The organism is Paenibacillus aceris (genome assembly GCF_017874035.1).
GTDB lineage: Bacteria > Bacillota > Bacilli > Paenibacillales > NBRC-103111 > Paenibacillus_E > Paenibacillus_E aceris.
Genome location: NZ_JAGGKV010000024.1, coordinates 33,549 through 47,132 on the forward strand (window position 1 = coordinate 33,549; position 13,584 = coordinate 47,132).

8 protein-coding genes are annotated in these 13,584 nt (G+C 44.8%); all 8 read left to right on the top strand.

Annotation, left to right across the window (positions count from 1 at the left end; translation table 11 throughout):
* Position 1 precedes the first annotated feature (1 nt).
* The 8 genes from J2Z65_RS28955 (at position 2) to J2Z65_RS28985 (ending at position 13,574) form a co-directional block, all read left to right on the top strand.
* Positions 2-4,771 carry a pectinesterase family protein gene (locus J2Z65_RS28955; protein WP_167055412.1) on the top strand — a complete coding sequence of 1,590 codons (4,770 nt, stop codon included), beginning with the start codon at positions 2-4 and terminating at the stop codon, positions 4,769-4,771.
* A gap of 88 nt (positions 4,772-4,859) precedes the next feature.
* A complete protein-coding gene (locus J2Z65_RS28960; RefSeq protein WP_167055415.1) occupies positions 4,860-6,470 on the top strand; it encodes an S-layer homology domain-containing protein in 1,611 nt (536 codons plus the stop codon).
* 155 nt (positions 6,471-6,625) lie between these two features.
* Positions 6,626-6,844, top strand: coding sequence for a glycoside hydrolase family 95-like protein (locus tag J2Z65_RS35975; RefSeq protein ID WP_420850780.1), 219 nt, complete (start codon positions 6,626-6,628; stop codon positions 6,842-6,844).
* A gap of 150 nt (positions 6,845-6,994) precedes the next feature.
* Positions 6,995-8,557, top strand: a complete 1,563-nt coding sequence (locus J2Z65_RS28965) for a type 2 periplasmic-binding domain-containing protein (RefSeq protein ID WP_167055418.1) — start codon at positions 6,995-6,997, stop codon at positions 8,555-8,557.
* Positions 8,558-8,714: 157 nt separating this feature from the next.
* Positions 8,715-9,731: a response regulator gene (locus J2Z65_RS28970; protein ID WP_167055421.1), complete on the top strand. Its 1,017-nt coding sequence runs from the start codon at positions 8,715-8,717 to the stop codon at positions 9,729-9,731.
* Complete coding sequence (locus tag J2Z65_RS28975) at positions 9,728-11,554, top strand: cache domain-containing sensor histidine kinase (protein ID WP_167055424.1); 1,827 nt, start codon at positions 9,728-9,730, stop codon at positions 11,552-11,554. Before J2Z65_RS28970 ends, J2Z65_RS28975 begins: the two co-directional genes overlap by 4 nt.
* 162 nt (positions 11,555-11,716) lie before the next feature.
* A complete protein-coding gene (locus J2Z65_RS28980; protein ID WP_167055427.1) occupies positions 11,717-12,673 on the top strand; it encodes an ABC transporter permease in 957 nt (318 codons plus the stop codon).
* 73 nt (positions 12,674-12,746) lie between these two features.
* Positions 12,747-13,574, top strand: a complete 828-nt coding sequence (locus tag J2Z65_RS28985) for a carbohydrate ABC transporter permease (RefSeq protein ID WP_167055535.1) — start codon at positions 12,747-12,749, stop codon at positions 13,572-13,574.
* Positions 13,575-13,584 lie beyond the last annotated feature (10 nt).

Here is a 13,584-nt window from a genome sequence, read left to right on the forward strand (position 1 = left end):
AATGAAGAAAGCCCTAAGTATAGGGATCTGTTTCTTGCTTATGCTAAATATTCTGCTGTTTCCTGGCGTGACCGTTGTCGATGCTGCTGAAACGAGTCAAACAGGCCAATTGTCAGCACCGGCAGATGTCGCTGCGATTGCGAATGATGGCAGCGTTGAGCTGTCGTGGTCATCTGTATCAGGAGCAAATGCGTACTCAGTTAAGAGAAGTACAGAAAGCGGCGGCCCTTATACCGTACTAACCAACACGTTAACTGCTTCTTCGTATACAGATACAAGTGTCACGAATGGTACCATTTACTACTATCTTGTAAGTGCTTCCAATACAAGCGGTGAAAGCAGCCCTAGTGGGGAAATTATTGCGAATCCTGCCATGGTATTGACTGTGGCTCAAAACGGAACCGGCGATTTTTCCAGTATCAAGTCTGCTCTTGAATCGATCCCTAGCAACAATTCATCTAGAAAGATTATTTACATCAAAGAGGGATCCTATAACGAAAAAATCTCTGTCACTGTGCCTTATGTGTCTTTAATCGGTGCGGGCAAGGATAAAACCAGGATTTTTTACAATGATAATGAATTTACACCAACCTCGAGCGGCGCAACCTCAACACTAGCTGCTTTGGATACGGCGACGATTACCGTCGGTGGAACGAAGGATAGGCCGGATGGTACAAAAACGACAGCAAATAATTTTTATGCAGCTAACTTAACCTTAGAGAATTCCTCTGATGTTACGAAAGGCCGAGCACTAGCTGCGCGCGTCATTGCAGATCAAGTGGTCTTCGAGAATGTCAGATTTATCGGTTATCAAGATACCCTTTACGTAGGAGTCACCTACTACGATAAAACCAGCAGACAATATTATCGCAATTGTGAAATCATGGGATCCGTTGATTTTATTTATGGGCCGGCAACTGCGGCTGTTTTCGATCATTCTGACATCGTCAGCAGGAACGGTCCTTCACGCTCTGGAGGATACATTACAGCAGCCGCTACCCAAAATCCAACCGGCGAACTTCCCGGAATCGTGTTTATGAACTCCCGTTTATTGAAGGACAGCACGACGCAAGGAAAACACTACTTAGGGCGTCCTTGGCAGGACCAGCCAACCGTACGTTTTATTAATACGTGGATGGATGAACATATTCACCAAGACGGTTGGACGGTCATGACGGATAATCTTACTTACCATTACTCCGAGTACAATAGCTCGGGACCTGGCGCAAGTCCAACTACGCGAAAGCTGCAAAACGACACAGATCCCAGTCATTTTGCTATGACTGCAGAACAGGCAAGCCTGTTTACGATACCTCGTATATTTGGAGGATGGGATCCAAGCCGGAGAGTTATTTACCCGAAACTCTTCGAATCTGTTGTACCCATTAAGGATCCTGCGCTGCCGGACGGAACTTTGGGCGCTTACACCAAGCCAGTCATCGTTTATATGGAAGTGAACAACGATGCCCCGGCTGCGGATCGAGTGCAGTACCGTTTAAATGATGGACAATGGGTATTTTACACAAAAGAATTTACGGTTAGCGATACAGGCACACACACCATTGAATATCGGTACGTTGACGCAATAGGAACTCCTAGCACGAGTAAACAAATTTCGATTAAAATTGACCCTGCCGAAATAGCTAGAACACCGGCGTTCCCAGGCGCTGAAGGCGGAGGCAAATATGTAACCGGAGGCCGTGGCGGTTCCGTATATGTGGTCAATAATCTTTTGGATTACGCGGACGGTGCTGCTCCTATCCCTGGGTCGTTTCGCGACGCCGTAAGCCAGCCAAACCGGACGATTATTTTCAGCGTATCCGGGAACATCAACTTGGTTAGACCGTTGACGATCGGTCAGCCCAATCTTACGGTTGCCGGACAAACGGCTCCTGGCGACGGCATTGCCCTTAGCGGGTATGCGGTTAAAGTTGGCAGTGGAACGAGTACGGCAGGAGGAAATATTATTGTCAGATATATCCGATTCCGTGGCGGTGAAGCACTTCTTGACGATACGTTCAACATTACAGGAGACAATGTAATTATCGATCACGTTTCAGGCAGTTGGAGTACGGATGAATTATTCTCTTCGGAGAATAACAAAAATTTTACGCTCCAATGGAGTTTCATCACGAACAGCTTAAACCACTCCATTCACACGAAAGGCCCTCATGGCTACGGCGGTATATGGGGAGGATCGAATATCACGTTTGCACACAATTTGATTACTAACCATATTAACCGCAATGTTCGGTTTGCACGGGCGACGGATATCGTGAATTACCCTCAGAAGATTGACTATCGTAACAACGTTATTTATAACTGGGCAGGCAATACGGCATATGGCGGGGAAATGGCAACAGGGATTAACATGATCAACAATTATTATAAGCCGGGGCCTAATACGTATAACGCTTTTAACCGAATTGTCGCGCCCTCGGCTGGGGATGCAGGCGGAGGAGCCTTTTATGTCAACGGAAATTATGTTGTAGGCGATCCTGAAGTAACAGCGAATAACTTGGTGAAAAATTCGAACGGTTCTTACAAAGCAATAAACCCGGATTCCACTTTCACACTCAAATCGACACCATTTATTTATCCGGATGCGAATAATCCCGTTGGCGGACCGACATCAACAGATTCTGCTGAAGTGGCCTATGAGAAAGTACTGCTCCATGGAGGGGCCTCCATTCCGAAGCGGGATTCGCTTGATGCCCGTATCGTGAGTGAAGTGAAAAACGGAACCGGAAGAACCGTAAACAAGATTGCAAACGATGGCGGTTTGCCGGAATTAATGTCCGCGCCAGCACCGGTTGACACCGACGGCGACGGCATGCCGGACGATTGGGAACTTGCACATGGTTTGGATCCAAACGATAACGGTCTGGATTCCGCCCACAATAAAATCCCAAGCAACCCAAATGGCAGCTTCGGCGATATAAACGGGAACGGTTATACCAATATTGAGGACTACATCAATGGATTGGTCGATGTACCTGTGCCGCTTAATCCTACTGTTTCTATCGAGATGCCGACCATGCACCAGTCTTATCACATTAACGAGCCGATCCATATTCGTGCAACAGCAGCAGCGGCTGCCAGCGGGGGATCCATCTCTAAGGTGGTTTTCTACGATAGGGACCAGAAGCTATTTGAGGATGCGAGTGAACCTTTCGAGTTTACTTGGGAAAACGCTCCGGAAGGCCAGCATTACATTTATGCAAAAGCAGTTGATAATAACGGGGTAATGACTTTGTCCGAGCCTGCCATTGCGTACACGAACGGCCCAGATAACGTAGTGTCATGGACGTCTCAAGATATCGGTTCAGTCAAAATTCCCGGTACCGCCAACCTGACGGGAAATGTATACAAAGTGAAAGGGTCCGGTGAAATCAACATCAAGGGAGTATCAGACTCGTTCCATTATGTATATAAACCGGTGAAAGGGAACTTTGAAATGTATGCGAATGTCGCGTTTGATTCGGAATACGACGATGATGTCAAGACTGGGTTTATGATGCGCGAAAGCCTTGATCCTTCATCAAAAGCAACCGGGGTATTCCTGTCTACGGATCCAACCGATGATTTTAGTGTGGATACCAGCGGTATAAAGATCTCAGTAATAAACCGCAACCAAGCTGGGAGCGGGTATAAAGAGCAGCTGCGTAGAAGTACGAGCTTAAAAGCTCCCTATTGGATAAAACTTGAACGTAAAGAAAATACAGTTTCCGGATACGTTTCGAAGGATGGAACAGATTGGTCTTTGGTTGCTTCCAATGTTGTCGATTATGGTGAAACAGTTTATGTCGGCATGGCTGTAGACGCAGCAAAGTCGACCACAAACATTGATTATTTAATGGCTGCCACTTTTACCGACCTTCATGTATCTTCTTCGCCGCAATTTTCACTTGATAATGCTGCGAACGATATGTCTGAGATTCCTGACTATACCGTCTCGGGCTCTGTTACCGATCGCGCGAAAATAGCGATAACCAATAACGGCGTATCAGTAGTGGATGCCGTATATACAGAAGCGGGTCAGAATTTCTCGAAAAAAGTGACACTAAATGAAGGTGTTAATACGATTGTCGTATCTGCATCTAATGAAGAGCTGTTTGGCAATGTTTCAAGCTCCAAGACAATTGTGGTCAACTATCATAAGGCAGCAGTTATATTTACACCTTCTGTCGATATTCCTATGGTCGTTGACTCACCAGCCTTTTCTTTATTGGGCAGTATTAACAGAGATGCCAAGGTAACTGTCAAAGTCAATGGAAACGCAGTGCTCACAAATGCCAGAACGTCCAGTAATGTAACTTTTACAGTTCCTATGACTTTGAAAGAAGGAATGAACGAAATCGAAGTATCAAGTCTTGACGACTATCAAAACGTTGGTTTGCAAACCTTTCAGGTGAATTTTGTTAAAAACTGGGGAGAGCAACTGTTTGGCGTGAAGGACTTATCTCTGAGCGATCGTACCGGGAATGCGGTAACCGGCCTAATTCGTTCTACCGATGTTGTAGCGAGTATTTCTGTTCAAAACAATTCGGCAATAAGTCAGAATGGGGTTCTAATTATAGGGATGTTTGATCAGCAAAACCGGTTGGTACGGTACTCCTTTGTTTCTAGTTCGTTCTCGGCTGGTGAAAATAAGCAAATGAAGACCATCATGAGGGTGCCTGATAGTGTTATAGGGTACAAATTAAAAGCCTTTGTTTGGAACAACACATCAAGTCGAATAAGAATCTCAAACGAAGTCATCATTCCTTAGATCAGTTAACTTAATCATGTGATGGGAGATGCGGGAGGGTTCTTATAGGCATACCTTCCCTTAATCCTTATTCCGAGGAGGAATATGTTTGATAAGCTTACGAAGATGGACGATTCTGTTAGTAGCCGTTTTGATGTATGTCGGAACGATGATTTCGTCCGCAGTTGCTTCGCCGGTTGATGTTCATGCATCATATAATGATCAAAATGGTCAAGTTACGATATCCGGTATATTAAGCTCAGAGCAAGGCACGCTCGTTACTTTACACGTCATAAATCCGCTGAACCAGTTGGATGTATTAGACCAAACCGCAATCGGCTCAGACGGATCATACCAATTCAACTATGTGTTGAAGACAAGAATAGCCGGTAAATATTTTGTCAACGTTAGCGTACAACAGTCAGATCAAGTAATTGGAACAACGTTTGAGGTGAAGTCATCTACATCACCGGATCGCGATACCGATAATCCTCCGAATTCATATGTAGGGGTGGGAGGAGCTGGCGTAAAGGCTGCTCCACACGTTACAGTGGACCCAATCAACGGAATAGTTTCGGCTAAGCTTGATCAAGAAGACGTGGAAAAGGCTATAACAGCCGGCGATACTCAGTTGGTAGTTGAGATCCAAAGTGTCGCAGGTACCAATCAGTATCAATTATATGCACCGGCAAGCCTGTTCTCAGGGACTTCCGAGCAAAATATGACGATTGTAACGGAGTTTGGATCCATTATGATTCCAAGTCATCTGTTAAGCCATATCAATCTCGATGAGGCTAAAGAAGTAGGTTTTGTGATAGCTATTGCCGACATCAGCGGGATTCCGGACGCTATCAAACATCAAATCGAGAATAAACCGGTTATTGAAGTAAAAGTAACGGTCGATGGCAAACCCGTCATCGTTGATAATCCGAATGCGGTCGTTCAAGTTGCCATTCCGTATCAACCTACGGTAGAGGAATTGAAGGATCCCGAGCACATTGTGGTATGGTATATCGATCAAACGGGAAAAGCTCAATCAGTTCCGAGCGGCGTATACGATGCTGAAACGGGAACTGTGAATTTTAAAACCACACATTTCAGCACATTTGCTGTAGCTTATGTGAAGAAGAGTTTCTCTGACTTAGCTTCTGTGGATTGGGCGAAGAAGGCGATCGAAGTGATGGCGTCAAAGGGGATTATTTCCGGCACCTCGGATACGTCGTTTAGTCCCGAAGCGAATGTTACACGCGCCGATTTCATGATGTTGTTAACGAAAACGTTCGGATTTACCGCTGATGTTAAATCTAACTTTAGCGACGTCCGGACTACCGATTACTTCTATGAAGCGGTTGGGGTCGCAAAGCAGCTTGGCTTGGCTGAAGGTCAAGGGGACGGCGTGTTTAGTCCGACTGAACAGATTTCCAGACAGGACATGATGGTGCTTCTTTCAAGAGCGATGAGCAAAGCGGGGATATTCGCTGGCAAGGGGACGGCGAGCGATCTTGACGCGTTTAGCGATAAGTCGAATGTCGCTTCATACGCTGTAAACGATGTTGCCGCATTGATTAAGGGCGGTATCGTCGAAGGCAGCGGAAACATACTGAATCCGGTTGGCTACGCCACTAGAGCGGAAGCGGCAGTATTGCTTTATAGGATCTATCACAATCAACTAACTCAGACCGTTAACCCAGGCGTTTCCGATATTTATTTCGGGATATAAGATCGTGCCGAGCTGCAAATGCTCGGCACTTTTTTTGGGGGAAAGTTCATATGGCTTTCGTCTGATATTTTCAAGCTGTTTTTTACTGATTTGAATGGGGAAATACATGCCTACCGGCTCTGCCGGGCGCTTGGGCGTCGGGCTTCATCAAAGGCTTGAGAGCGCGAGGCGGGTTTCTCGTTGATTTGGCTTGGGAAAAGGGGCGATTAAGCGAGGCGACGATACAAGCATCTAGGGATGGTATTTGTACGGTTCGCTCCTCATGGCCTATTGTCGTTGTCTTAAACGAAGAGGAGATCGCCTGTTCAAACATGGGACAACTAACGAGTTTCAACGTACAGCATGGCAACATATACCAAATCATTGCACGATGAAGTGAGGTTGCGAATGTAGTACAATAAATTAAGTGTTAACACAAACACAACACCATTGGAAAAAAACACATTCCAGATCAAACCAAGGGAAGGTAAGATGTAGATATCCAATACGTTGGATAATTACGATAGAGAATGGGGCAGAAACGAATGAAAATAGGGATGGTTGTCGCATTAACCTTGGTTTTGACTACTGGAACGCTCTCGGGTTGTGGTAGTGTAGAAAAGAATCCAAAGTCTGGCGATGCAGCCAAAAAAGAAGAAGTACAGAAGTTTTCTATGTCAATGAGTACAAGCGGATTTAAATATGCAGAGCAAACTGCAGATGTTAATAAGGAAAAATGGGTAAAAAAGCTGGAGGAGCTTTCAAAAGTAGATCTAGACCTTCGTATGATTCCTTTGAAAGATTTTGACCAAAAAATGTCGCTGATGTTTGCTTCCAATGATCTTCCAGATGTTGTCCAAAATGTTGGAGGCGCTACCACAAAGGGGATGTCCGGTTCTGTAGAAGCTGGCGTGTTCATGCCTTTGGACGATTTGTTGAAGCAGTATGCTCCAAACATCATGAAAGCGGTGCCAAAGGAAGCGTGGCAAGAAACCAGCTTTAACGGTAAAATCTACGGGATTCCATCGTGGCTTTCCAATCCTTCCCGCCGTGCCACCTTCATTAGAACTGATTTACTTGCCAAAACAGGGCTTCCTGCGCCGAAAACGGTTGATGAATTTATGACGGTGATGAGAGCACTCAAAGCAAAAGGGGTAGAGAACCCTTATCAAATGCGTGAAAACTTCAAGTACGCAGATACGATTCTTGGAGCCTACGATGTGCTTCCTGCTCAATTCGAAGTAAAGGGAGATCAAGTCGTACCGAAATTCTTCGATGTGGAGAACATGACCAAAGCGCTTCAAACCTTCAAGACCATGTTTGACGAAGGCTTAATCCCGAAAGATTTCGCATCGATCAGTTCAGCCGATTATAACAAAAACATCGAAGCTGGTAAGGTAGGCATGTGGTCGGCTAATGCACAAAGCTTGTCCGGTTACCGCAGCAAGTTGAAGAACCTGGTACCTGATGGAAAAATTGAAATTATTTCATCCCCGCGCGGACCGGAAAATTTCGGCGGACATTTGCTCTATTCCAGTGTAGGTACTTCTTATTACATCAATAACAAGGTGTCGAAGGAGAAAGCGATCCGGATTATTCAGTTCTTTGAATGGATGCTAACTCCGGAAGCCGAGAAATATTTCTCCTTTGGTATCGAAGGCGAGACGTATACAACAGAGAATGGCAAAATCAAATTCACGCCTCCAACGGCCACTGCAGCCATTGAAGAGGATCAATTCCGCGGTATGTTCTGGTTTGTACACGATCTAGTCTACAATAAAGCCAAAGAAGAGATGTCTGAGGACGGACGCGACATGATCAAGTATTTAGATACGATTGTTTCCAAAGAAGGCTTGGGTTCTATCCGCTTCGTACCGCAGCTTGAATCGTACTCGAAGTATCCGGATGTAGCTCCTGCCTCCGATGATGTAGGACCGAAATTAATTCTCGACCATATGGTTAAGATGATTTACGGTAAGGAACCGATCTCAGATTGGCCGAAAGTCATTGAGGAATACAAAAGTAAAGGCGGCAACGATATCCTGAAGGAAGCTACAGAGCGTTATAAAAAGGGCAATGGAGCTATCGTTACCAAGAACATAAATTAAATTCAATTCCATAGAAAAAGGATTTGTTTCGCAAGCAGCGGGCAAGTCCCTTTTTTCTTTAGAAGGAGTCTCTTTTTTGATTGCCATGGTTTTCTTCTTTTCTTGGGCGTATAATTTTTCTAAGTGACAAACGTTAGAAGTGGAGGCTTGGACTTTCGTGAGATTGTTAATCGTAGATGATGAACCCGTAATTCGCAGCGGCCTGATGATGATGGCGCAGAGCTATACGCATAAGTTTCAAGAAATTAAAACCTCAGTAAACGGACTTGATGCTCTGGAGCAAATCATTCAGTTTGAACCAGACCTGCTTCTGACGGATATCCGCATGCCCAAAATGGACGGCTTAGAGCTTTGCCGGAACGTATACGAGAAATATCCTCATATTATGATGGTCGTTGTTTCGGGCTATAGTGATTTTGATTATGCGCAAAAGTGCCTGTTATACGGGGTCAAACACTATTTGCTTAAGCCGGTTACACCGCCGGATCTGCACGATGTGTTCGATATCATTGTGAAATCGCAATCGCAAGGCTATATCCCCGTATCCCGGTATGTAGATTGGGTTGAACGGATAGAGAACAGTATTTGGCTATTGCAGGAGGAGGAATTGCTGAAGACGATGGAGGAGTGGAAAGACCATTGCTCCCATTTGTCTGCGCCTCAGCTGAAAGAGCAGCTGCTCGATGCGGCCGTCCTGCTGCAAAAGCAATTTCAAGAGAAAAACCGCCGGCTCAGCTCGGATTTGACGGAAGCCTTCCGTTCATCATCCAAGGCGGAGCTTTTTAAAGAATTTGAGGAACGGCTGCAAACCGTTATGATGGATATTTTGGTCGTACGCCGTGGCAATTTTAAGGACCCCATGGAGGAAGCCAAGGCTTACATTGACAATCATTTGTCCGTTGATATCTCTTTAAGGGAAGTGGCGGACATGGTAGGTATCACACCGAATTATTTCAGTACTTTGTTCAAAAAAATGAGCAATGAAACGTTCGTCAGTTACCGGATCAATAAAAGAATGGACAAGGCTCGTGAGCTGCTGTCGATTCCTCATAAACGAACCGTGGATATAGCGGCAGAGGTAGGATATGACGATTACCCCCATTTCACCAAAACCTTTAAGAAAGTCTTTGGTATTTCTCCATCGGATTATCGGGATTCGTTGGGAATGAAATGAAAAAAATTAATTTATACCCCAAGCTGTTCCTATCCTATTTCGTTGTTATTATGATTTCTTTGACCAGCGTCGGTGTATTTTCATACTGGAGCTCTTCCAGCGAGCTTGATCAGATCGTGGAGAAGCAGCTGACGCAGGTGGTAGGTAACGCCGCCCACCATACAGATCTGTATATCCGAAGCTATGAGCGGTCCATGGTTTCTTTATTGAGCAGCAACTATGTTAAGCGGTTCATTGATTTGCCAGAGGAGGAAATCGGCTATCCATATTATGAGCTGCGGAAGCTGATAAAGGAGCTTCTCATCGAGCCGGCGTTTGCGCGCAATCCGGAAATTTCCAACATTTATATGATTAGTTTTAATCATAATGCGATGTATTTTTATAATGATTCAGTAGGCGGATCGTTTGGTAAGGAGGAAGCTCAACAACAACTGGAGTTTTTCAAAGAGAATACGAATCCAGATGGAAGCTTGAGTGTACTGAACCACAGCATTTTGTCAGGACAACAAAATATAACATTGGCCCGGCAGATTCGTGGGCTTTCCTCTACGGAACCCAAAGGGATTCTTGTGGTGGAATTACGGGCGGCTGAGTTGTCAGAGCTGTGGAAGGGCATAGATTTGGGGGAGGATGGCTACTTTTTTATTACGGACGAAAATGGCAAGTATGTGTACCAACCGGATACGGAGAAAACAGCTGCGGCTGCGGAAGCGGAACTACCCAAAGCCATACGCAGTCAGGTGTTAGAGGCAAGCTCCAACGCCTTTATTGCCGTAATCGACGATAAGCCGCAAATGTTCATGAGCCGCCGATCAACCTATGGCAATTGGCGGTTGGTCGTAGCAATGTCGGTGGAGGAGCTGCGCAGACCGAGTGATACGATTCGGACAACGACGATCGTTGTCGGATGCTTTACATTGGGAATCGCGCTATGGATAGCTTTCCGGTTCGGGAAATCGATCACAGGGCCGATACGCATATTGAGAGGGGCAATGCGTCAAACTGAGCAGGGGAAATGGGTCCAAATTCCGCTTCCGGAGCATCGTGACGAGATCACAGAGCTGATGAGCCGGTACAATCTGATGGTGACCCGTCTTTCGGAGCTTGTAGATAAAGTGTATCAGGCTGAGTTAAGTGATCAGAAGAGCCAAATGGAGCGTCAAAAGGCAGAGCTGCAGTCTTTGCAGCTGCAAATTAATCCTCATTTTCTATACAATACGTTGGAAACGATTGTTTGCTATGCGGTCATTAGGGATTCCAAGGAAATCTATGAAATTGTCAAAGCGCTTGCCTATATGCTGCGTTATTCCGTGCAAACCAATCTGGAAGAGATAACTGTATCTAACGAATTAAAGCATGTCATGTTCTATCTGGTGGTTCTTAAACATCGTATCGGCCGGGAATTTGAAGTAGATGTATGCATTCATCCGAATTATTTGCTCAATAATATGGTTCGGTTAACACTGCAGCCGCTGATTGAAAATGCCTTTCAGCATGCTTTTGCAGACGGTGTGGAGGATTATCATTATATTCGAATTGATGCTGGCGAGGATAAAGATAAGTTCTGGGTTAGCGTCGAGGATAATGGTCTTGGTATCAACGAGGCCAGGCTTGAGGAACTGCGTGAGAAACTGCACACGAATCAGCTAGCGGATAAAGAGAACGATTCTTCTAAAGGGATTGGCGGCATCGGTATTGTCAACGTTCATCGGAGAATTCAGATGGTGTTTGGCGAGCAGTACGGCTTGCAGATCGAGAGTCAAGTGGAAAAGGGAACCAAGCTGACCATGATCATGCCTACGACTTTAAAGGAACTCATATAGAGACCATAAATGAGGAGAAAGGACCGCTGACGCTGCGGTCTTTTTTTGTGCCTGATTGTTGAAAAACACACCTAGAATTGAAGTTTCTCCATGTTCTCACTCGGGGGCTCATAGTATGATGAGACCATCAAACATTCAGATGGACAGAAAGGAAAGACAACCATGGCGTCAAAAACAGATTCGGCAGGACAAACCGTATATACATTTACATCCCAAAAAGCTAAAAGAGCGTTTGTAATGAAACACTGGCCTTTATACGTGATTTCTATTCCGGGGCTTATTTATTTTGTCATTTTTAAATATATTCCCTTGCTTGGCTCGTCCATTGCCTTTCAAAACTACAATATTTTTAAAGGACTAACAGGCAGTCCGTGGGTAGGATTGGAACACTTTAAACGGATGTTCGCTTATGACGAATTCCTTACCATTTTAAAAAATACGATATTGATCGGCATGTATGATTTGGTCTTTGCATTTCCTATACCGATTATACTAGCTCTGCTGTTAAATGAAATTCGGTTCAATGGCTACAAAAGAGCGATGCAGACGATTATCTACATGCCGCATTTTCTTTCCTGGGTGATTGTCGGCGGGATTGTCATCGGGATCCTTTCTCCTTCTACAGGAATTATTAACCACATCCTAGGCTTGTTCCATGTTGAACCTATTTATTTTCTAGGTGAGAATAGCTACATTCGTTCCATCCTGATCAGCTCAGGCATATGGAAGGATAGCGGATGGGGAACGATTATTTATTTGGCAGCTATCGCGGGTATTAATCCAGACCTTTATGAGGCAGCTGAAATCGATGGAGCGGGCAAGTTCCGCCAGGTGATTTCGATTACTCTTCCCTCGATTTTGCCTACTATTACAATCTTATTCTTATTGCACATTGGAAGCTTTTTGGACTTTGGGTTTGAAAGGGTTTATGTATTCTTAAACTCGCTTAACAGTGAGAATGGTCAAATCCTGGATACTTATGTATATCGCGCTGGTCTTATAGATCGTCAGTACAGCTATACAACAGCAATCGGACTCTTCAAATCTGTTATTGGCTTATTGCTTATTATGCTTGGTAATACACTGAGTAAAAAAACTACCGGAAACGGCCTGTACTAACTTTATTTCAGTCAAAAGGAGGATAAAAGACGTGATTTTAACAAAAGGACAGCGTGCCTTCCAGCTATTCAATATGATTTTTCTACTCGTAATCGGCCTCACGATGTTTCTTCCAATCTTGAATGTCATTTCGCAATCTTTTAGCAATGCGGTTTCAATTAACAGCGGAACCGTAGGGCTGTGGCCTGTAGGCTTTACGCTCGAAAATTATCATATGATTTTAAAGGATCCTTCGATATGGATCTCTTTCCGAAACAGTGTCATGATTACGGTGTTCGGTACATGCATTAATTTAATGGCAACGGCAAGCTTGGCCTACCCATTGTCCAGAGCCGAATACATTTACAGAAAACCGGCGCTTTTACTGGTGCTGTTCACCATGATCTTCCATGCGCCTCTTATTCCGAATTACCTGCTCCTAAAAAATCTGCATATGCTCGATACTTTGTGGGTGTTGATCATTCCCGGCGCAGTTAGTGCCTACAACTTGTTCGTCATGCGTTCTTTCTTTATGACGCTGCCTACGGAGATGTTTGACTCTGCCAAAATGGATGGATGCGGCGAGTTCCGCATGATCTGGCGTGTGGTTCTCCCGTTATCCAAGCCGATCATGGCTACGATGGGAATCATGTACGCCGTTGGCAACTGGAATATGTATTCGCAAGCCATTTACTACATCAGCAGTAGGTCGTTGATTCCATTGCAGGTACGGTTGCGTGAAATCGTTATTACGGACAACTTGGGCTCGGCTGACGTATCATCTGAATTGCTGTTGTCCGTTTCCCCGGAAGGACTGAAAATGGCGGTTATCGTTGTGGCCACTATCCCGATTATGCTGGTGTATCCGTTTCTTCAAAAGCACTTTATTAAAGGTATGATGGTTGGATCCATTAAATCGTAATAGCTAATTA

Excerpts from the sequence above, each read along its gene's own strand:
- J2Z65_RS28955 (WP_167055412.1), top strand. The coding sequence starts at position 2 with ATGAAGAAAGCCCTAAGTATAGGGATCTGTTTCTTGCTTATGCTAAAT.
- J2Z65_RS28965 (WP_167055418.1), top strand. The coding sequence starts at position 6,995 with ATGAAAATAGGGATGGTTGTCGCATTAACCTTGGTTTTGACTACTGGA.
- J2Z65_RS28975 (WP_167055424.1), top strand. The coding sequence starts at position 9,728 with ATGAAAAAAATTAATTTATACCCCAAGCTGTTCCTATCCTATTTCGTT.
- J2Z65_RS28980 (WP_167055427.1), top strand. The coding sequence starts at position 11,717 with ATGGCGTCAAAAACAGATTCGGCAGGACAAACCGTATATACATTTACA.
- J2Z65_RS28985 (WP_167055535.1), top strand. The coding sequence starts at position 12,747 with ATGATTTTTCTACTCGTAATCGGCCTCACGATGTTTCTTCCAATCTTG.